Origin of the sequence: Tundrisphaera lichenicola, assembly GCF_051175385.1 — a bacterium.
GTDB classification, from domain to species: domain Bacteria; phylum Planctomycetota; class Planctomycetia; order Isosphaerales; family Isosphaeraceae; genus Tundrisphaera; species Tundrisphaera lichenicola.
On the sequence record NZ_CP195106.1, the window covers coordinates 2,076,639 to 2,098,317 of the forward strand.

General features: G+C 65.4%; 15 protein-coding genes. 8 read left to right on the forward strand and 7 right to left on the reverse strand.

Translation table 11 applies throughout. The features are described from left to right. Window positions 1-37 precede the first annotated feature (37 nt). From P12x_RS08145 to P12x_RS08170, 6 genes are all read left to right on the forward strand, one after another. A complete protein-coding gene (locus P12x_RS08145) occupies window positions 38-1,090 on the forward strand; it encodes a GNAT family N-acetyltransferase (protein ID WP_435010366.1) in 1,053 nt (350 codons plus the stop codon). A gap of 9 nt (window positions 1,091-1,099) precedes the next feature. Continuing rightward, a complete protein-coding gene (locus P12x_RS08150; RefSeq protein WP_435010367.1) occupies window positions 1,100-2,131 on the forward strand; it encodes a polysaccharide deacetylase family protein in 1,032 nt (343 codons plus the stop codon). A 158-nt stretch (window positions 2,132-2,289) separates the two neighbouring features. After that, on the forward strand, window positions 2,290-2,460 hold the full coding sequence (locus P12x_RS08155) for a hypothetical protein (RefSeq protein WP_435010368.1): 171 nt from the start codon (window positions 2,290-2,292) through the stop codon (window positions 2,458-2,460). Window positions 2,461-2,506: 46 nt separating this feature from the next. Then, complete coding sequence (locus P12x_RS08160) at window positions 2,507-2,851, forward strand: hypothetical protein (RefSeq protein WP_435010369.1); 345 nt, start codon at window positions 2,507-2,509, stop codon at window positions 2,849-2,851. 146 nt (window positions 2,852-2,997) lie between these two features. Continuing rightward, complete coding sequence (locus P12x_RS08165; protein WP_435010370.1) at window positions 2,998-4,086, forward strand: hypothetical protein; 1,089 nt, start codon at window positions 2,998-3,000, stop codon at window positions 4,084-4,086. Between the two features lie 463 nt (window positions 4,087-4,549). Continuing rightward, window positions 4,550-6,118, forward strand: a complete 1,569-nt coding sequence (locus tag P12x_RS08170) for a prenyltransferase/squalene oxidase repeat-containing protein (RefSeq protein ID WP_435010371.1) — start codon at window positions 4,550-4,552, stop codon at window positions 6,116-6,118. Between the two features lie 21 nt (window positions 6,119-6,139). On the opposite strand, the gene P12x_RS08175 is transcribed toward P12x_RS08170, so the two are convergent. Together P12x_RS08175 and P12x_RS08180 are read right to left on the reverse strand one after the other, a co-directional pair. Then, window positions 6,140-7,345 carry a HEAT repeat domain-containing protein gene (locus P12x_RS08175; protein ID WP_435010372.1) on the reverse strand — a complete coding sequence of 402 codons (1,206 nt, stop codon included), beginning with the start codon at window positions 7,343-7,345 and terminating at the stop codon, window positions 6,140-6,142. A 146-nt stretch (window positions 7,346-7,491) separates the two neighbouring features. Continuing rightward, window positions 7,492-9,189, reverse strand: a complete 1,698-nt coding sequence (locus P12x_RS08180) for a bifunctional sulfate adenylyltransferase/adenylylsulfate kinase (protein ID WP_435010373.1) — start codon at window positions 9,187-9,189, stop codon at window positions 7,492-7,494. A 361-nt stretch (window positions 9,190-9,550) separates the two neighbouring features. Here P12x_RS08180 and cysD point away from each other — a divergent pair, with 361 nt between their 5' ends. Beyond that, on the forward strand, window positions 9,551-10,465 hold the full coding sequence (cysD, locus tag P12x_RS08185) for a sulfate adenylyltransferase subunit CysD (RefSeq protein ID WP_435010374.1): 915 nt from the start codon (window positions 9,551-9,553) through the stop codon (window positions 10,463-10,465). A 1-nt stretch (window position 10,466) separates the two neighbouring features. Beyond that, window positions 10,467-12,401 carry a sulfate adenylyltransferase subunit CysN gene (cysN, locus tag P12x_RS08190; RefSeq protein WP_435010375.1) on the forward strand — a complete coding sequence of 645 codons (1,935 nt, stop codon included), beginning with the start codon at window positions 10,467-10,469 and terminating at the stop codon, window positions 12,399-12,401. A 194-nt stretch (window positions 12,402-12,595) separates the two neighbouring features. Here cysN and P12x_RS08195 read toward each other — a convergent pair whose 3' ends face one another. From P12x_RS08195 to P12x_RS08215, 5 genes are all read right to left on the reverse strand, one after another. Beyond that, the gene (locus tag P12x_RS08195) at window positions 12,596-13,006 is read right to left on the reverse strand and encodes an RrF2 family transcriptional regulator (RefSeq protein ID WP_435010376.1); all 411 of its coding nucleotides are present in this window, start codon (window positions 13,004-13,006) and stop codon (window positions 12,596-12,598) included. A gap of 27 nt (window positions 13,007-13,033) precedes the next feature. After that, the gene (locus tag P12x_RS08200) at window positions 13,034-13,750 is read right to left on the reverse strand and encodes a phosphoadenylyl-sulfate reductase (RefSeq protein ID WP_435010377.1); all 717 of its coding nucleotides are present in this window, start codon (window positions 13,748-13,750) and stop codon (window positions 13,034-13,036) included. Between the two features lie 128 nt (window positions 13,751-13,878). Further along, window positions 13,879-14,610 (reverse strand): YdjY domain-containing protein, encoded by a 732-nt coding sequence (locus P12x_RS08205; RefSeq protein ID WP_435010378.1) that lies wholly within the window; start codon window positions 14,608-14,610, stop codon window positions 13,879-13,881. Between the two features lie 159 nt (window positions 14,611-14,769). Beyond that, a complete protein-coding gene (locus P12x_RS08210) occupies window positions 14,770-19,236 on the reverse strand; it encodes a type II secretory pathway, component PulD (protein WP_435010379.1) in 4,467 nt (1,488 codons plus the stop codon). A 371-nt stretch (window positions 19,237-19,607) separates the two neighbouring features. Beyond that, a complete protein-coding gene (locus P12x_RS08215) occupies window positions 19,608-21,641 on the reverse strand; it encodes a hypothetical protein (RefSeq protein ID WP_435010380.1) in 2,034 nt (677 codons plus the stop codon). Between the last annotated feature and the right edge of the window lie 38 nt (window positions 21,642-21,679).

The window sequence follows — 21,679 nt, forward strand, 5'->3', positions numbered from 1 at the left end:
CGCGAGGATACTCGGCCCGGATTCGAGACTCGCGACCATGGCCCATGACATCCGGCCCACGACCGCGGACGACCTCCCGGAACTCGGACGATTCCTGGTCGAAGGCTTCCACTCGCCCGAGGACTCGGCATTCGCCGCGACCGAGGTCCTCCGCTGGAAGTATTTCGACCCGATCGGCGAGGATTCGTGCGAGATGGAGCGAAGCCTCCTGGCACGCGATCAGGAAACCGGACGGATCGTAGGGCACCTGGGCGTCTATCCGGGACGGATCCGAGGCCCCGGCCTCCCGACCGAAGGCGTCTCGACCCTTCATATGATCGACTGGCTGGCCGACCGATCCGCCTCGGGCGTGGGGGCCACGCTGATGAGGCGGGCCCACCGCTCGACCGAGACCCAGTATGTCCTGGGGGGGAGCGAGGCCGCCCGGAGCGTGATCAGCCGGGCCGGGTACAACCTCTTCGGTTCGGTCACGATGCACCAGCGGGTCCTCCGGGCGGGCTATCGATGGAAGGTCCCAGGGCCCGGGCCGGTCGGTCGAGGACTCCGGGCCGCGCGCGACGCCGGGCGGATACTCGCCGGATCGATCCCGCCCCCCGCTTGCCCTATCTCATTGCAACCCGTCCCGTCCTTCGGCCGCGAGATCGAGCCCATTTTGGCCTCGACCGCCGAACGAGCCATCTTCAGCTCGCGAGGGGCGGACCGTCTGAATCACCTCCTCCGCTATCCCCGAGGCGGGATCACCGGCTGGCACCTTCATGGCGAAGGCCGAATCCGGGGGATCGCCTTGCTGGCGGTCGTCCCTCGACCGGGCCGGGTCCTGGTCGGCAAGGTCGTCGAGCTGATGCTCGATGACTCCGACGAGCCGGCCTGGCACGGGGCGATCCATGCCCTGACCGGCGAATTGGGGAGGCTGCGGGCAGACGTCGCCACGTCCGTGGTCTCGACCGAGTGGGCGGCTCGCGCCTTCGGTGCCTCCGGCTATTTGCCCGCGCACCCGATCGAATTCCGGCTCCGCGACCGATCGCAACTCATACCCCCCGCCTCGACGATCCACCTGTCGATGACGGAAGCCGACTACGCTTATACGTGAGAGTTTCCCTTGCCAATCATCACCCACAAGCGGGCTTTCCTGGCGAGGCGTCTGGGAGAACTCGGCCTGATCAGGCTGATCGAGCGGTTCGCACGGAAGTCGGGGATCCTGGTCCTGACCTATCACCGGATTCTCGAACGGTCGGCCGCCCCCTACTACGAAGGCGTCGCCTCCGCCACGCCGGAGGGCCTGAGGGCCGAACTCGAATCGCTGGCCAGGACCCATCGACTCCTCACGCTCGAAGAAGTGGCCGGGCTGGCCGAGGACGGGTTCCGGGTGGACCGACCCTCGGCCCTGGTGACGTTCGACGATGGGTATCTCGATAATTTCGAGCTGGCCTTGCCGATTCTCCGATCGTTGGGGATCCCCGCGACGTTCTTCCTACCCGCGGGATTCCTGGAATCGCCCCGCCTGTTCTGGTGGGATCACATCGCGTATGTGATCGCACGGACCCGAGTGCCGGTCCTCCGGCTGGACTGGCCCGAGTCGGTCGAGATCGACCTCTTGCGCTCGACCAGGCCCGAAGCGATCGCCCGTTTGGTCCAGGTCTACCTGGATCGCCACAATCTCGACGAATCCAGGTTTCGCGAAGGGCTGGAGAAAGGCGCGGAGGTGGACGTTGACGAAAATCGGCAGGGTCGCGAATTGACGATGTCCTGGGATCAGGCTCGGATCCTGAGCCGGTCAGGGATGTCGATCGGCTCGCACACGGTCACGCATCGCGAGCTTGGGGCTCTCTCGGAGGAAGTGCAGCGGGTCGAACTCGCCGAATCCAGGCGGATCCTTGAAAGTCGGCTCGACGGAGAGGTCCGGGCCCTGGCCTATCCCTACGGCTGGCCGGGCTCGCTGGACGATCGGACGCCCAGCCTGGCCCGGGAGTCGGGCTATCGGCTGGCCTTCAACACCCTGGTGGGCGTGAATCGTCCGGGATCGACCGACCCCTTCGCCATTCGAAGGATAGGCGTCGGCTTCGCGGACCCACCGATCCTTCATCGGGCCCGCTGGGCCTTGCATGAGGCGTTCGACCGCTCTCCCCTCTGACCTGTACCGGCCTCCGATGAGGGGATGGGAGGATGGTGGCGGACTACTTAAAGGAGCCCAAAACTCGACGATCCTGCGCCGGAAGCTTGGCGATTCGTTATAATTCCGGCGTGCGAGGTCGAGCACCATCGACCGGGGAAAAATCGGAGGGATGAATCGTGGCACCCTGGATGACCATGGTCGTGGCGTTGTCCGTATTTTACGTGATGGGCTTCCTGCTCACCTGGGCGATCCGCGAGGGAGGATCGTACGCTTTCCTTTTCCCGAACCGGAAGCGGAAGGCCGCCGTGCCCCCTCAGGAAGAGGTACTGGCAGACTCGCAGCCTTGAGCCGAGGCTCGCTCTTTTGCTTGCTCCGCCAGGGGTCCGGCCGCAAATGGACATCATCGAGGCATTCAACCTGGCCGAGGCCGGGCTCTGGGCCGCCTTCGCCGCCGCGACCGTCACGCTCGGCCATCGCGTCCGAGGGATGACCCCGTGGCTCCGTGGATTGTTCTTCGTGGCATTCCTCGCCTTCGGCCTCTCGGACCTGATCGAGATCGGTTCCGGGGCCTGGTGGCGACCGCCCGGCCTCCTGATCCTCAAGGGTGTCTGCCTGACGAGCCTCGTCCTTGGTGTCTGGCAGATCAGTCAGAACCGGCGGGCCCTCGCATCCATCGAAATCAACGGCGAAGAAGTGTCCGGCACGCCCCCACCCGGGCTATCCCAGGCGGATCAATAGAAGTCGCTTGTGACTTCTTTCACTGTTCTTCACAACGTCGTCAAACATCCAGCTGAAAACGAGCGGAGAAGTATGCTAGCCGGGCAGGGGCTTGCCTGAAAGTACGTGGGAGATCCCTCGGACCCAGGTCCCCCGCGAGGCTGCCCATGATCGTCTCCGATGCTCGACGTGAAGCCAACCGCCGGAACGCCCTCAAGAGTACCGGCCCGAAGACTCCCGAAGGGAAGGAGCGATCGCGGGCCAATGCCCTGAAACATGGACTTTGCTCCTCGGCCGTGGTGCCCGAGAGCATCGAAGCGATCCAGGAACGAGCCTCGGCTTACTATTACACGCTCAAGCCGCAGAATGAGTTTCATTGCTGGCTGGTCAACGAGATCGCCATCCTGAGCATGAGGATCGACCGCTGCGAGCGGATCGAACGACGGGTCCGCGACAAGATCTCCCTCCGGGCGGAATTGACCTGGGACGACGAACGACGGCTGGAGGCCGAGACGACCGGGGGACAGATCGCCCGCAGGCCCGCCGAGATCTCCGAGCAGCTCCAGCGGACCCCCCAGGGGTGCGATTGGCTGATGAGACGCTGGGCGATGCTGGCGCATTCGGCCGATCTGGCGGGATCATGGACCCCCGAACAGACCCGGCTCGCCTTCGACCTGCTGGGGACCCCGGCCGAGTTTCGCGACGGACGTCGAGCGGGAGTCCTGCTCGACCCCGAAGGGAAGGTGATCGACACCGCCGACGACCTGGCGAGCGTGGCCCGTCGCGAGATCGCCGCCTTGAAGGATCGCCGGGCGCTGGTGGGCGACCTGGACGAAGCGAATCGGGAACTGGCCCGCGCGGACCTGACCACGGACGAAGATCCCGAGCTTCGGAGGCTCCGACGCTACGAGTCGACGCTCCACCGGAGGCTCCGCTGGTGCCTCTCGCAGCTCCGATACGAATCCCCCCACCGGGCACCGCACCCCGATCTCTCGCCCCGATGGGTCGCCCAGGTCGAGCCGGAGGAGACGCCCGAATCGTCCCCGGAGACTCCGAGCAACCCATCGAGGTCGGTGGATGACTCAATATCCCCGCCGGAGGATCTGAGGTTCGACCTCGACCCGGTAGAAGTCCCGGCGTCGGGCGAGATCCTGGAACTTCCCGAGATGGTCCCCTCGTGTCGAGGACGATCCCTGAGACGCGCCGAGGCCCGTCGAGCGGCTCGGCACCGCAAGCTCGAACGGCTCAGGGCCTGAATCTCGCCAATAGGTCGAACAGACCGACCCTCCCGACCCGAGAGGCGGGCTGGGGCCGTCCCGTCACGGACCAAGCTCGAGATCCTTGGCGTTCCTGCCGGAAAAATGGGGAAGAGGGGAGCTTTGCAGGCCGATGAGACGAGACTTTGAACCGATCCGCCTTCCGCATTCCACTCCACCACAGGCCGGACTTGCCGGATCGGGTGTCGAATCGGGGCGAACCCAATCGGCGGTCAAAACGAACCCATTCCCCTGCCGGTGGGTGAGATCTTCGGAAGATCCAAGCCGGTCGATCCGAGGGGGGCTCGTCGGGTGTCCTCGGGCTGGTATAATCACTCAGGCGCGTCAAAGGTCGTCCTCCCGGCCGGTCGCCTCGCGGGTTGGTCCTGAATACCCGACCGGTCCCGCGCGTCTTCCCGGTAGCACACCCTCAAGTCGGTTCACCGCCCGGGATCATTCGATCATGCCGCACGCTCGACCACGATGGAGACGCCTTGCGCGGGTCCGCTGGCGTCGGACACTTTCCAGGATCGACCGGACGGCCCCGGCCTGGTTGACCTGGCTGCCCTCCTGGGGGACCAGCCTGCTGATCCACGCCGTGGTCCTGGTGATCCTGGCGACCTTCGTCTTCGTGCAGGGGGCCAATGAGGAGGATGGTGTCGACTTCGACTCGTCGATCGTCTCGCTGGCCGACGAGGATTTCACCTCGATGTCCCCGGCGGACCGATCGGGCGACCCGTTCAACACCATCCAGACCGATCAGACCCCGTCGCTTGCGCTGGCGTCGGCGGATCGAGGGACCAACCAGAGGGCCACGGCCGGCCTGAGCTTCGGGCCGAACCTCTCGATGCCGGAGCGTCCCTCGACGCTCAGTTCCTCGGGGATCTCGGACCTGATCACGTCGGTCCGGATGCACAAAGAGGACATGACCGCGCCGTTCTCGGGCCGGCAGATGGCGAACCGGGCGCAGATGGTCCGCCGAGAGGGGGGGACGACGGCCTCGGAGAAAGCGGTCCAAGAAGGCCTGAACTGGCTGATGCGACACCAGCGAGACGACGGAGGCTGGAGCCTCGACATCAGCAACGAGTGCAAGATCTCGCCCGGGTGCCCGCAAGATGTCCACTCCGAGTCGGATACCGCGGCCACCGGGCTGGCCCTCCTGCCGTTCCTGGGCGCGGGGCACATGCACAACCAGGAGAGCCGCTACCAGGATCAGGTCGCCCGGGGGATCGACTGGTTGATCTCGCACCAGGGGAAGGACGGCATGCTCTACCTGGGAGGGACCCGACATTCCATGATGTATAGCCATGCGATCGCCAGCATGGCCCTCTGCGAAGCGTATGGTCTGTCCAAGGATCCCCGGCTCAAGGGGCCGGCCCAGGCGGCGATCGGTTTCATCGTCCAGTCTCAGAACAAATACGACGGCGGCTGGCGCTACGAGCCCGGTGAGGCCGGTGATACCTCGGTCTTCGGCTGGCAGATGTTCGCGATCCGGAGCGCCCGGCTCGGCGGCCTGGAGATCCCCAAGAACGTGATCCGGGGTTGCTCCCACTACCTCGACGCGGCGGGGGCCGACAAGCACCGGACCACCTACGGCTATCTCCCGGGATTGCCCGCCAAGGCGACCATGACCGCCGAGGCCTTGCTGTGCCGCCAGTATCTGGGGTGGCCCCGCGATCTCCCGGCGATGGCCCGGGGTGTCGAGGGGGTCTGGAACGACCTCCAGGCCTCCAATGAGCGGAATATCTACTACTGGTATTACGCGACCCAGCTCCTTCATAACATGCAGAACAAGGCCTGGAAGCAGTGGAACCCCAGGGTCCGCGACGGACTGGTCGCCATGCAGATCGGCGGGCAGGGCTGCGACCGGGGGAGCTGGAGCCCGATCTTCCCCCAGCCCGACCTCTGGGGGACCAAGGCCGGGAGGCTGTTCCAGACCTCGCTCTCGGTGCTGACCCTGGAAGTCTATTACCGGTTCCTACCGCTCTACCGGACCGGCGACGCGACCCCGGAAGATACGCCGAAGCTTTGATCTGTCATCGGGTCCGAGGGATCAACGGCCTGTTCCCGGGGTCGGCATCTCGGCCGGCATCGTCACGATCACCCCGGCCAGCAATTCGTGGGCGTACTGCCTGATCGCCAGGTCCGAGTCCCCAAGCTGGAGGATGAGCCCCGGCGTGACCTGCGAGAGTGAGGCGAGATTGGACGCGCGGAGGAGCTCGAGCGCCTCATAACGATGGGGCTCCATCAAGGTCTTGTCGGTCACCATCTCGACCAGGATCTCGGCACCCCGGGGAGTCTCCAGCCCTTCGATTCGAGCCATCGTCAACCTCGCGAGTGCCCGGAATTCCGGATCGTCCTCCGGGCCGATCTTTCGCAATGCGGGTAGCGCCGCTCTCGCCCATGGTCCGGAGGTCGCGAGGGTTTTCATCGCGTCATAGCGGGTTTCCGGATCCGCGACATCGAGCAATTCCCCAAGCCGCACGAGCGTCCGGTCTCTGACCGAAATATCCATGTCTTTCAGGAGATCCAGGGCCACAGACCGCTGCTCGGAGGCATTAGGGGCGATGACGAGCGATGTGATCGCATTCACGGCCGAGGGATCGTTCGGGCCATCCAGGGCGATCAATGCCCTGGCCGAGGCCAAGCGAATGGCCCCTTCGGGATCGTCCGATGCATCCGCCAGGATCCGACTCGTTACGGGATCGCCGCCGAAGGAGACGACCGCCTCGATGGCCGCGAGTCGGACTTCGGGCTCCGGGTCTTCTAAAAGTGTGTTCAAGATGCCGATCCCGGCCGAATGTAAGTCGGGCGGCAGGGATTGAGGCCTCGATGTCAGTTTCGACTTCATGGCCTGATTTTTGGCGAGGCTCCCGAGACCACGAGCCGCTTCGATCCGGACCGAGGAATCGTGGTCACTGGCCGCCTCCCGCAACAAGTGCATGAGATCCGAGGCGTCGAGCCGAAGCGCGACCAGGGCCCGATACCCCTCGACTCGAATCTCCGCCTTGGAATCTCGGGTTGCCTGCCGGTACTCGAACTCGGCCTTTTCGGGATCGATCCTCGACAGCTTCCTCGCGGCCGACTCACGATCCCGAGAAGAGTCGGAATGGATGAGCTCGATCAGGCTGCGACTTTCGAGCCAGTTGTCCAGATCCGGCTTGAAACAGATGAAGATCGAACCGGCCGTGGCCAGGAGGCTCACGACCAGCGTCCCATGGAAAAGAGGCCCGAATATCTTCCTTCGAGGCTGATCCACGGTGCCACCTCCGAGCCGGGCGAGTGGTCCTTCCCCTCTCAAGATCCACGAAGTCCGACGTTTGTGCAAGCATCGGCATCGATGAAGAAAACCCGGTCGACAAGGGTCCTCGGGCCTTCGATCGAAAAGTGATGGGTGCCGGACCGTCAGGCGATGTGGCCATGTGGCAGGATATATCCGAGTTCGATCAGCTTATTGATGATCTTGTCGGCGCACTCCTTGACCCCGAGCTTGCTGGTGTCGAGGGTGACCTCGGGATTCTCGGGCGGCTCGTAGGGGTCATCGACGCCCGTGAATCCCATCGGCTTGCCTTCGGCGACGGCAGTCCGGGCCTTGGCGTAGAGGCCCTTCACGTCGCGCTTCTCGCAGACGTCGATCGGGGTGTCGCAGAAGATCTCGACGAACCTCCCCTGGGACGCCTTGCGGGCGTTATCGCGGGGGCCTCGATAGGGGCTGACGACCGAGCAGAGGGTGGTCCCGCCGTGCTGGGCGATCAACCCCGCGACGTAGCCAACCCGGTCGATGTTGATCTCGCGATCTTCCTTGCTGAAGCCGAGTCCCTTGGACAGGTGTGTCCGGATCTCGTCGCCGTCGAGCATCGAGACATTCCGACCGAACTCGGCCAGTCGCTCGACCAGCGCGTGCGCAACGGTGCTCTTACCCGACCCCGACATCCCGGTGAACCAGATCGTCAGGCCCTGGCGGAACTTCGGCGGATGGGCCTCGTTGAGGATCGCGGAAACGGCGGGGCGGCTGAACCACTCGGGCAGTGGGATCCCCTTGCCCAGATAATCGTCGCGGAGCTGGGCTCGCGATATGTCGGCCGTCTTCACGCCCACGGGGATCTCGTCGATCGGGCTGTACCGGTCTTCCTCGGGCAGATAGACCATGGGCTTGGAGTCGACCACGCCCACGCCAATCTCGTCCTTGTACCTCGTCAACGCTTCCCGGGCGGCACCGGACTCAACGAACAGTTGCCCCATGTTCCCGGTTGCTGGATCGTCCTGGTCGGGAGCAATCATCAAGTGAGTGCAACCGTAGTTTCGACTGATGATCGCGCGGAGCAGGACCTCGCGTGGTCCTGCCGTCCGCTTCGCGAGAGGGAGCAAGCTAAGGACGACCGAGCCCGGCCGATAATAATTGTCGACCAGGGCCCGGTAGCAACGGACCCGGGTGTAGTGATCCGCGTCGCCCGGCCTGGTTACCCCGACGATCGGTTGGATCAACAGGCCGCCGCCGATCTGCTCCGCGACTCGCTTGGTCCGTTCCTCGTCAGCTCGATGGAGCGGATCTCTCGTCTGGAAGGCGACCACTTTCTTCCATCCGAGCGAGTCGAAGTGCCGGCGGAGTTCGGCCGGCGTCCGTCGGAGGTCGACGAAATCGAAGTGGGGGGGGGTGCGGATCACTTCGAGACGACCGGCCGCGTAATGACCGGGCTGGCGATCGAGGTGGGCGACGGCCGGGTGACTGACGTCGGTCGTCCCAAGGATTCCGCTGGCCTCGGCCTCCTTGTCGTAAGGATAGATCTCCTCGACGTGGAGGAACGCCAGGAGGTTGCCGAAGACGTCGCGGAGGGCCAGCGGCTTGCCGACGACAACACCATCGCCCGGGTCGACCGGGAGCGTGACGGGCAAGGGCCAGGGAGTTCCGTTGGCCTGACGACCCTCGGCGATGACTCGTTCGTAGTCCGATTTCCCGAGGAAGCCCTCGAGAGGCGAGAAGCCGCCGACCGCCAGCAGTTCGAGGTCGCAGATCCCACGCTCGTCCAACGTCAGGCTCGAGAAATCCTTCGCCGTGGCCTTCATCTCGGAGGCCCGGTCATCCTCGACCAGGAGTTCGATCAACGCGCCCCCGTAAGGACTGATCAGGCCGGACTGGGCCGGTGAGGTCGACGACGAAATGGCTTGTGCTCCTACTAATACGACGATTCGGCGAGGGATTCTCGGTTTAATGTCGAACCATCGTAGCGATCCTTCCCCTGGGATCGCAAGAATTCCCGGAGGATCCGGTCCCGCCCATACTCCCCAACCCCGGTACGGGCCGAGGGATAGCGGGGCGTTCACGCCTCGCCCTTCGTTGCGAGTTCCCCCAAGACAACGGGGTATGGGGAGTATCCGACTTTCGAGAGAGCCAAGGTGGATTCCCCTACCAAAGCGACGAGGAGATCTTATAGAATCGTTGGGAAGACGCCATACAGGAGGACGGATGACCAGCGGTAGTTTTAACCTGACTCACCTGAAAGTGCTCGAAGCGGAGAGCATCCACATCATCCGCGAGGTCGCCGCCGAGTTCGAGCGGCCGGTGATGCTCTACTCGATCGGCAAAGACTCCGCCGTTATGCTCCGGCTGGCGCAGAAGGCGTTCCACCCGGGCCGGCTTCCCTTCCCGTTGCTTCACGTCGACACGACCTGGAAGTTCCGGGCGATGATCGAGTTCCGGGATCGCTTCTGTCGCGAAGAGGGCCTCGATCTGAAGGTCTGGACCAACCCGGACGGGCTGGCCCAGAACATCAACCCGTTCGACCACGGCTCGAAAAAGCACACCGACATCATGAAGACGGCTGCGCTGAAGCAGGCGTTGAATCACTACCAGTTCGACGCGGCGTTCGGCGGTGCCCGACGCGATGAGGAGAAGAGCCGGGCCAAGGAACGCGTCTATAGCTTCCGCGATCGCCTCCATCAGTGGGACCCGAAGAACCAGCGGCCGGAACTCTGGAATTTGTATAACTGCAAGGTGAACAAGGGCGAGAGCATTCGCGCCTTCCCCCTGAGCAACTGGACCGAGCTGGACGTCTGGCAGTATATCCACCTGGAGAATATCCCGATCGTCCCTCTCTATTTCTCCGACGTCCGCCCGGTCGTCGTCCGCGACGGCACGCTCATCATGGTGGACGACGAACGGATGCCGTTGCAGCCCGGCGAGGAGCCCATGATGAAGCGGGTGCGGTTCCGCACGCTGGGCTGCTATCCGCTCACGGGGGCCGTCGAGAGCGAAGCGACGACCCTGCCGGAGATCATCGAGGAGATGCTGCTCGCGAGGAACTCCGAGCGAGAGGGCCGGGTGATCGACCACGACGAGGCGGGGTCGATGGAGCAGAAGAAGCGCGAGGGGTACTTCTGAGATGCAACCCGTTGACCTGAGTCAGGAAGACATCCACGCGTACCTCGATCGCCACCAGAAGAAGGAACTTCTGCGACTGCTCACCTGCGGCAGCGTCGACGACGGCAAGAGCACGCTCATCGGCCGGCTGCTGCACGACACCAAGATGATCTATGAGGACCAGCTCGCCGCGGTGAAGCGCGACAGCGAGAAGGTCGGCACCACCGGCGCCGGCGAGATCGACCTCGCCCTGCTGACCGACGGCCTGAAGGCCGAGCGAGAGCAGGGGATCACCATCGATGTCGCCTACCGATACTTCTCGACCGACCGCCGCAAGTTCATCATCGCCGATACGCCCGGTCACGAGCAGTACACCCGCAACATGGCCACGGGCGCCTCGACGAGCCAGCTGGCCATCATCCTGATCGACGCGCGCCACGGCGTCATGACCCAGACTCGGCGGCACTCCTTCATCGTCTCGCTCCTGGGCATCCGTCACGTCGTCGTCGCCGTGAACAAGATGGACCTCGTCGGCTACTCGCAAGAGGTCTTCGAGCGGATCAAGGACGATTACACCGGCTTCGTGGCCAAATTCGACCTGCGCGACATCACCTTCATCCCGATGTCGGCATTGAAGGGGGACAACGTCGCGTCCAAGAGCGACGCGATGCCGTGGTACTCCGGCCCGCCGCTGCTCGATCACCTGGAGACGGTCCACATCGCCAGCGACCGCAACCTGACCGACCTGCGGTTCCCGGTCCAGTATGTCATCCGGCCCAATCTCGACTTCCGCGGCTTCGCCGGCACGGTGGCATCCGGGATCCTGCACAAGGGCGACGAGGTGATGATCCTGCCCTCGGGCAAGCGCAGCCACGTCAAGTCGATCGTGACCTACGACGGCGAGCTTGAAGAGGCATTCGCGCCCCAGGCGGTGACGGTCACGCTGACCGACGAGGTGGACGTCAGCCGGGGCGACATGCTCGTGCCGCCGGACAATCCGCCGCATGTCAGCAGCCAGCTCGAAGCGATGGTGGTCTGGATGGCCGAGCAGCCATTCGTGCCCGGTCGAGTGTACACGCTGAAGCAGGCCACGCGGCAGGTGACGGCAGAGGTCGCCGCGTTCCGCTACGGGGTCGACGTCAACACCCTCGAGCACCGGGAGATTGCCCGGCTGGAGCTGAACGAGGTCGGACACGTGCAACTCGGCCTGACGCAGCCGATCGCGTACGACCCCTACCGCTTGAACGCCGCGACCGGTGCTTTCATCCTGATCGACCGACTGACCAATAATACGGTTGGCGCGGGCATGATCCTGGAAGCCGGCAGCGGCCGGACCACGGGAGACGTTTGGGCGGCGGAGCCGGCGGTGCGCCTCAAAGTGCGCGAGAGCCTGGTCACTCCCGCCGAGCGTGAACAGCGTTACGGCCATGCCCCGGTGACGGTATTGCTGGTCGGCCTGACCGGGAGCGGCAAGAGTCGGATCGCGTACGGGCTGGAACGCCTCCTCTGGGACGAGGGCCGGGCGGTGTCGGTGTTGTATGGCCAGAACATGAGGCAAGGGCTGAACCGCGACCTGGGGTTCACCGCGGACGATCGATCGGAAAACCTCCGGCGGTCGGCCGAGCTGGCGAAGTTGATGAATGACGCGGGACTGATCACCATCGCGGCTTTTGTGGCTCCGCACGAGGCCGTCCGCGAAAAGGCAAAGCAGTTGATCGGCAAGGACCGCGTGCTCGAGGTGTACTGCACGGCGCCGATGGAGGTCCTGCGGGAGCGCGATCAGAGCGGTGCGTACCGCCTGGCCGAGGAAGGCAAGATCGCCCAGATGCCCGGCGTGTCCGCGACGTTCGAGGAGCCGGCCACGCCCGATCTCGTGTTGCAGACCGACCAGATCAGCGTGGACGAGAGCGTCCGTCAGGTCTTCGAGTTGATGAAATCGCGCGGTTTCCTGGGCTGAGACCCTTCGGGACACGCCGGAAGATGGACCTCGCCCAGGATCAGTGACGTCTGCCCTCCGATCCTGACGCGAGGCTCCGGTTTTCAAAGGTGGTCCGATAATTCACCGCTTCGAGCGGCGATAATCTTCCCGAGGTCGGGCTGCGAGATCCGGGCTCGGGGTCAATCTGCGGAAGGAGTACGTCCGGCCGGAGTTCAAATGAACCACTCGTGGGGTGCCGTCCGTTGCGAGAGATCGGCGATCGAGGTTTGTTCGAGCACGGCGCGTTCGGCGGCTCGGATGTGTTCCCAGACGGCGGCGAGGACCTGCGCGGCGGGCTTGTTCGACTCGCGAGGGACCTCGCCGGGACCGTCGATGGCGTTGAGGACTTCACTCAGGGAGATTTGCCCGGCCGGTCGGGCCAGTCGATAGCCGCCGGCCGCCCCTCTCGTGCTCTGGACCAGCCCGGCTCCCTTGAGCTGGAGGAGGATCTGGACCAGATAGCGTTCGGGAATTCCGTGAGACTCCGCGATCTCGCGAATCCGGACCGGCGAATCGTCGGGCCGGGGCCTCGCCAGGGCGAGCACCGCCAGGCAGGCATATTCGGCCTTCGCGGAGATCTTCATGGAACCGAGCGACCTCCCTCGCGAGATTCAGAGCTGACTGCTGTCCAGCGAATGCAGCCCGCACTCGGTCTTGGCCTGGCCTGCCCAGCGTCCCGCACGTTCGTCCTCGCCCTGGGCGACCGGCTGAGTGCAGGGCCAGCAACCGATCGAGGGATATCCCTGGTCATGGAGCGGGTTATAGGGGACGTCGTTGGTGACGACGAATGCCCAGACGTCCCGCTTGTTCCAGCGGAGCAGGGGATTGACCTTGACGAGTCCGAACTTGGCGTCCCAGCCGACGATGTCGGCCTTGGCCCGGTGGAGCGACTGGTCGGCTCGGATCGCCGAGATCCAGGAGTCGTATCCTTCGACCGCGCGTCGGAGCGGGGTGAGCTTCCGATCCTGGCAGCACCGGTTGGGGTCGATCCCGTAAATCGGCCCGCCGTTCGCGGCCTCGTACTCCGCCACCGTCGAGTCGGCCCGGACCATCTCGACCTCGATCCCGTACCGGGTCGCGATCCGGTCGCGGAGCTCCAGGGTCTCCGGGAACTGATATCCGGTGTCGAGGTTGAAGACCCGGGTCCGGGGGTCGATCTCGGCCAGCATGTGGAGAATCGTACAGCCTTCCGGGCCGAATGCGGTCGCCATCGTCAACTTCGGGGCGAAGTTCTCGACGGCCCATCGGAGGATCTCCTGGGGCTTCGCACCTTCCAGGAATCGGTTCGCCTCAACCAGGTCGACTGCAACGGACTGTTCGGTTGGCATGATACTCGACTCTCCAGGAACCTTCGCTCGCCAATCCTAACCTTGGTATGCGAGAAAGTCAACTTTCGGGATAAGCGAGCACTCATGCGAGAATCGAGGCCTGCCTTCGATCCGTCGGCCGATCTTGATCAGCGATTCGGTGCGGCCGGGGCGGGTTGGGCATTACCGGCCGGCTCGGCGACTCGGGGCCGCAAATAGACGGTGACGGGCGTCCCTCGGACCGGGACCCGGTCGGCCCGGGCGAGGTAAGTCCGGTCGGCGTCGTTGGCCGAGCTCCGGAAGGGAAGGTCGAGGATCGAGGCGGGGAAGTTGGCCACGGTGACGAGGTCGCCGTCATCGGCGGCGTAGATCATGGTCTTGGTCCGGGGGTCTTCGAACAGCTCGCTGCCGGCGAAGACCCAGTCGCGGGCCAGCGCGGTCCCTGTGGCCTGGTCCTTGACCCACTCGCGGGCCTCGGTTTTCTGGAGTTTGCCGTCCTTGAGCCATTCGACCTCGATCGCGATGGGCGTGCCGGTCGGGGGTTCGAATGCCGGTTGGAAGCGGACGGGGTGGCCCGGAGTGGCCCCGGTCAGGAGGAGTCCGGCGTGGATGATCCGGGCGGGGGCCTCGGTGGCGAGGACCGACTCGTGCTCCTTGGTCCCCTTCCGGCAGATCAGGTGTTCGAGGGCTCCGTCCTGCAAGGCCACCCGGGCTCGAAGGATCAGGACCTTGCCTTTCGGGTCGAACCAGATGTCCTGGCCCAGCGCCTTCCAGGCGGGGTCGGGCTTGAAATGATCGTTGGGAGGGGGTGGGGCCTCGGGGTCCTGGGCCGGGGCAGTGGCAAGGACCAGGGCGCTCAGCAGGGTCAGAGCGGCCAGCATGGGCAGGGGCTCCCGGGCGTTCTTCGGGATCGGGGTCGATTCGCTACCAGGCTCCAGACTAATGGTCCTGCCTCGGAAATGCAAAATGGCCGCCGGGGGAACGAATCCCCCGACGGCCAATCGCGTTGGGAAGTGCGACGACTGGCTACCGGACCCGAATCAAGGGTTCGGGTTGACCGTCTGGACGCCCAGTCGGGCCTCTTCCTCTTCGAGGATGATGATCCGGGGCGTGACCATCAGCATCAGGCTGTCGGTCCGCTTGCCGATCCCGATGTTGCGGAAGAGGCGGTTGATGAACGGCGTCTTGGCCAGGACCGGGACGCCGTACTCGAGCCGCTGCTCACGCATCCGCTTCACGCCACCGAGCAAGACCGTGCCGCCGTCGGGGACGGTGACCGTGGTATTGATCTGGGTGACGGTGGTCAGCGGAAGCTGGATCAGACCGGTGATGTTGGTCCCCTGACCGCCCAGGCCACCGCCGCCGACGGCTGCGGGGACCGGGAACGACTGGAGGCCGTTGATGGTCTGGAAGAACGGTGCCAGCGAGAGCCGGACGTAACGACGGTCGGCAGAGACGACCGGGGTCACGCTCAGGGTCACGCCGTCCTGAAGGGGAGCGGGCGTCGGGAAGAAGGCCACCGAGCCAGGCCCGACGATCGGGGTGAGCTGCGCGATGTAGTACTGGTTCTGCGAGTTGGTGATCGTCGCATTGGCACCGTTGAACGAGGTGATCTTGGGAGCCTGGACGATGTTGTTCCGGGCGTCGCCCTGGGCGGCCGTCAGGAAGAGGTACATCTCCAGGTCGCTGAGGAACGAGATCCCCAAGGTCGCCCCGGCCGACGGGATGCCGTTGAACGGCTGGATCTGGTTGGCACTTCCCTGAATGAAGGGGATGCCCAGGTTGTTGGTGAAGTTCCCGATGCCGCCGGCGCTGGTGCCCACGACAAGAGGAGTCCTCCGGCCCAGCGAGTGATCGAGGAAGGGGTTGGGGATGTAGCCGACACCGGTGTTGCCACCGCCGCCGCCGGTCGTTCCGCCACCGCCTCCGGTCCCGCCACCGCCGCCGATGCCCGCACCGCCGGTCCCGCCGCCGCCGCCGGCGAAGCCGCCGCCACCGCCGCCGGTCCCGCCGCCGCCGCCGCCGCCGGTCCCGCCGCCGCCGGCGAAGCCGCCACCACCACCGCCGCCGGTCGTTCCGCCACCGCCGCCGGTTGTACCGCCGCCGCCGCCGGTCGTTCCACCGCCGCCGGTCGTTCCGCCGCCGGTGGTCCCGCCGCCGGTCGTTCCGCCGCCGGTGGTCCCGCCCGTGCCGACGAGGTTAAAGGGATAGGTGCCCGCCTGGACCGAACCGCTCGGTGCGAACGCGGTGGTCTTCGCCCCGTAGACGTCGGACTGGATGTTGAAGTCGAAGTTCACGCCGATCTGCTCGAAGAAGTCATCACTGACCGTGATGAACCGGACTTCGATCGACACCTGGAGATCCTGGAGCCTCCGGAGCTGCTTGAGCAACTCGGCGACTTCCTCATGGACCTCGGCGGTGTGGCGGATGATCAGGCTGATGCTCAGCAGGAACGGGGTGATCGAGCCCGGCTGGGCCACGTCGGCCGCGTCGGCCGCACCGCCGAATCCGCCGCCCATCCCGTAGGCGCCGGCATCGCTGCCGCCGCTGGGATCGGTGATCCGCCAGGTCCCCGGGGCGATCGTCGAGGTGATGAGCTGGATCAGCGGCATCATGTCGGCGACCGTCAAGGTCCGCTGGCTGAGCGAGGTGTCGGGCGTGATCGGGCTGGTCGAGGCGTTGGTCATCGCCATCGTCTGGAGCGTCATCGGGTCGGTGCCGGCCAGCGGGGGCTGACCGCCCTTGGTCCCGTTGTTCGAGGGGCCCTTGCCGGGGGTGACGACCAGGTCGGCCACCGGGTAGGTCCAGTTGACGGTGTTGTCCCGGGAAGCCGACGGGCTGGTGATCAGCAGGACGTCTTCCTCGGCCTTGTAGGTCAGGCCGAGCGGGCGGAGCATGAACTTGAGGGCCGTCTTCAGCTTGATGCTGTTGGCGGTCATGTTGACCTTGGAGTCGCGGCTCAGCCCCTCGTCGTTGAGCGCCTTGGGGTCGAGGATCACGTTGAGGCCGGTGTAGTTCTGGATGAACTTGATGGCCTCGTCCAGCGACTGGTCCTGCAGGTTGAGCGTGATCGGCTCGTTCAGCTTCTTCTCGATCGCCATCTCGGTGACGCTTCGGGGACGAGAGTCCCGGAGGGCCATATCTCGGCGACGTGCGGCCATCTCGCTGAAGCTGGCCGGGAACGAGATGCCGTTCCGGGAGGCATCATTGTTGATGACCATCGCCTTCTCGACGTCGTGCATCTCCTCGAGGAAGCCTTCCTCCTTGGCCTTCTTGTCGCGAACCGAGGTCTCGTAGTGGCGTTGGAGGTTCATCTTGTAGGCCAGGGCCGTGGCGGCGACGTCCTCGGGATCGATCTCGCGGGCACGCCGGGCGAGTTCTTCGGCCTTGGCGTAGTCGCCCTTGGACTCGGCCTCCATGGCCTTGTTCATCAGTTCGCTCATGGCGAGCTTCTTGGCCTTGTCGGCCTCGAGGATCCGAAGCTTCTTGGCCTCGATCTCGGCCTTGGCGTTCTTGTCGAGCATCTTGGCGTCGAAGGCGACCTTGTCCTTCTTGGCCAGCTCGATGGCGACTTCGAGGCGACGGGTCATGGTCCGGGCGACCGTCTGGGGCAGTTCGGCGGCCTTGACCGAGGTCAGGGTCGTCTGGAGCAGTTCGATCCCCTTATCGGGGTCGATCTCCATCATCCGTCGAGCTTCGGCAACCTTGGTGCCGACCTCGGCGTTGAGCTTCTGGGCCTTGAGCGACTCGGCGTCCGAGGTCGGGATGTCGGACGCGGTGGCCCGGCCGTCCTCGGCATCGCGAGGGAGCTTGATCAGGAGGTCCTGGACCTTCCGCATCATCCCCTCGTCCAGGGCCGCTCCCGAGGAAGCGACCTCGACCAGCAAGGCGCGGGCCTGGGCGACCTGGTTCTTGCGGAGGGCGTCGAGGGCGGCTTCGTAGACGGCCAGGGCCCCACCCTGTTCGGAGAGGGCGATCTGGGCGAGCATCTCCTCGGCCTGGGCCTCGACCCCGAATCCGCCGGCCTTGGCCTGGCTGGCCAGCTCGCGAGCGGCCGGGTAGTTGCCGCCGCCGAAGAGGGCCTTCGCCTGGGAGAGCAATTCCTCACCCTTGTTGCCGTCGGCCGGGGCCTCGGCGGAGATCGACGGGGCGACGACCGGGGGGAGGCCGGCGTCGATCGCGGGGGCGGGCATGGGCTCCGGCAATCCCGCGGGATCGGTCAGGGGCAGGGGGGCCTGGTCCGGGGCGGGCAGCTCGCCCAGCGCGGGCGGGGCGATCTCCGGCCCGAGTTCGGGACCATCGGCAGTCGCGGTCTTCTGGACCGCGGTGTCGAGGGAGGCCGGGGCACCCGAGAGGGCCGGGGGCTGGGCCATTTCCTGGGCCTTGAGCTGGTCGGCCAGGGCAAACTTGGCACCGGCGGCGTCGCTCTGGCCCTTCGCCAGGAGCACGTTCGCCTCACGCTCGGCGATCACGCTGGCCGATTCTGCAATCGGGGTCGTCGGGGCGGCCGGATTCGCCGCGACGGCGGGCGAAGCGGTCTTGGACCGAGCCTCGCCGATCTCGTGGAGGACCGCCTCGGCGCGGTCGGCGGTCAGGGCGGGAACGACGTTCATCGCCAGGGCCTGACGGGCCTTGGCTTCGGCCTGGTCGAGCTGGCCGGCGGCCATCAGATGCCGCGACTCGCTGACCAGGATCTCGTAGACGCCCATGCTGGGCTGGGCCTTGACCGGCAGATTCCGGGCCGCGTCGCGGCTCCGGAGCACCCGGGCGGCGGCGGCCACTTTGGAGGGCTTGTCTTCCCACATGCTGTAGGAAAGGTTCCAGGTGTTGACGTCCAGCGCGATGGCCTCGGCCTGCTCGAACTGGTTGTTGGCCAGCAGATCGCGGGCCTCCTTGAGCCGGGCCAGGGCCTGCTTCTTGTCGCGGGCACCGCCGGAGGTGGCCCCGGTCATCTTGGGCCGAGCCTTGGCGATCGCCTCGGCCAGCTTGGTGGGAGTCTCATCGAAGAGTCCCCACTTCACCGGCATCTGCTGGACCTCGGCGACGATCCGCTGGGCATCGTCGTAGTTGCCCAGCCTCATCTGTTCGCGGGCCGACTGGAGCCTCCACCGTGCCTCTTGCTTGAGGTCGGTGGTCCCCCGGGGCGAGCCCGGCGAGGCCAGCCCCGAGACGCCCGTCGGGGCGGACGTGGCCGAGGCGGGAGTGACCGCCGAATCCGTCGGGGCGGGATTCATCCGGCCGAGATAATCTTCGAGTTGCGACTGCTCGGAAGGCTGGAGCTGATCGCGGTAATCGCTGGCCACCTTGAGATACTTGGCGGCATTGGCGCGGTCGCCGGTGTTGAAGAGTCGGATACCACCCTTGAGGTAGTCACCGGCCGGCGCGGGCAGGGCCGCACGCGGCGTCGGGTTGGTCGAGGTGGCTGCGTCCTGTGGGGGCGCGCCTTCCGTGGCTACCCCCCACGCGCCGAGGGTCAAGAGGATCGTGAGCGTACTGAGCCTTCCCAACGCGACCTCCTTTCGCCGCTTCCGGGCACGACCGCCGACTTCCCTGGCGACGGTCTTCCTAGCGAGTTCCCGGGGCGGGAGACATGAATCCGGTGCTTTGCAATGGCCGGCCCCCGGATAGGGCAACGGCGGCTTCCCCGGTGGTCCGGGATCGTCCAAATGTTCGAGGTGCGCGTCGGGATGGTGGGCGATCGAGGATGGGGAGAAGACGAGGCGGTGTCTTACACCGGACGGCAAAAGCAGTCAACCGTGATTTTCGGATTTTTCCCGAAAATCGGGCTAATCCGGATTCCTTGCCTCCCCGTCGACGACGAAGGCCCCCGACGATTCACGCCGGGGGCCTACGGTGGGACGATTCAGACTCGGCTCAGTCAGCGACCGCCGGGCATACCCGACATCCCGGGGTATCTCGACCCGCCCATTTCATCGCGCTTCTTGCCCGAGTCTTCGACGGCCTGTTTGTAGTTGGCCTCCATGTCCTGGCGGACCTCGTCGACCATGTCGAGGGCCTGGTTCCTGATGACCACCGAACCATCGGTCTGGATGACCATGGCCAGAGCCGGGACCTCGAATGGATTCCGCTCGAGCCCGATGTCGGGGAGTCGTTCGCGACCACCGACGGTGTCGAGGACCACGGCCCGACTATTGAAGTCGATGCCCACCGACTTGGCCCCGTCCCCCTCGGAGGAGGGCATCTGGACCGAGCCGTATTCTCCGACGATCTCGCCGGGCCCGGCATCGTCGTTCTTGATGACGGTCTGGCCGGTATTGGGGTCCCATCGGACGATCTGGAAAGAGACCTGATCGCCTCGACGCTCGGTCTGCAAGGGGGCCTGGGCGTAGGCGGCCACGTCGGCCGGGATCGAGATCTCCTTGGTGGGCTCGCTCCAGGGGCCTTTCAATTCATCGCTCTTGACGTCCACGCCGGGATTGACGTCGGTGTGGTCCAGGTTGGGATTCTTGACCACGAGCCGGAGGCGATACCGGTAGGAGGTGTCGGGATCGACGGTGAAGTCCAGGGAACGGATCATGACCTTCTTCTCGGTGGTCTTGGGGAAGTTGGTCTCGTCGGCGCTCAAGCTCCCCCCTCCGCCCATCATTCCGGGTTCGCCCATCATCCCGGGGCCGCCCATCATCCCGGGCTGCATCATGCCCCCGGAGGCACCCATCATCCCGGGCTGCATCATGCCCCCCGACCCACCCTTCATCCCGGAGCCCGCCATCCCGGGCATCATCCCGGCACCGCCCCGTCCTCCTCGCATGCCCATCCCGGGCGTCATTCCGGGCATCATTCCCGGCATCATCCCGGGCATGGCATTATTCTTCTGCGGATCCCGGAGTTCGGCCGGGACGAGGCTCGCGACATGGACCCCGGTCCAGTACCCCGCCCGAAGGAAGGGGAGGGGGTCGTTCAGGGCGAGCGGTCGCATCGTCTCGGGGACGAATTCCTCATCTTCCTCGGGGAGATTATCGAGGACCTCGTAATTCTTGTCCTGATCGAGCGCCGCCCACTCGGTCCAGCTTCCATCGGGCAGGTGGGTCTGACGCTCGACGTCCAGGCGTTTGTAGTTCGGAAAAGCGATCGCCTCGGTCTTCAACGCCTTGAGGTAGTTCTTCATCAACTGCTCGTTGTCGAGCTGGCCGGTGATCACGACCCAGCGCTTCCCCTTGGTTTCTTCCTTCCAGGGGCCCTGGGGTTCGGTGTCGGCGACAGAGGCGTCTTCCCCTTCCTTGGCCTGGTCGGGAGGGGCGGCCTTTCCGGCGAATAGCTTGGCGCGTCGCTCGGCTTCGAGGGCTTCTCGCTTCTTCTGGTCTTCGGTCAGCTCGGCGGGTTGGCCCCCCCCGTATCCCGGCATTCCACCCATCATCCCGGCCATCCCGCCCATCATGGCATTCCGCTGATTCCTCTTATTACGCCTGCGAGTCGCGGTCTTGACGGCTTCGGGGCCGGTATCGAGGATTCGCTCCCCCTTGTCATCCAGCGCGAACATCAAGATCCCACCCCGTCCGGGGAAGGCGGCCAGGGAGGTCGGGGCGATCAGATCGGGCTGGTCGCGGATCAGGCCCGCACCGGGTTCCGGGGTGACCCAATCGTACTTGACCCGGTAATCGGCCGGATTAAGCGCGTGGGCGAGTTGGTTTTCGACCATCTTCTCGAATTCGGGATTCTTCAGGCCATCCTCCTCTAGCTTGGCGAGGATGTCCTGAGGGTCCTGCTGCTTCGCCAGGTTGGCGTCGGCCGCGTCGGCCGTGCTCTTGAGCTGCTCGGGCTTGATCTCGACCGTGGGCTTGAGCACGGCCATCGCGGTGAAGGCGAGAAAGAGGGCCGCCGTCAGGCTGACCAGGGCTTTCTCGCCGTGCCGGAGTGCGAGATTCTTCATTTTATCGACTGCCGCGTTCGCCATGATGGATCACCCCTCCTCTTGTAGGATTCGAGCCGGGG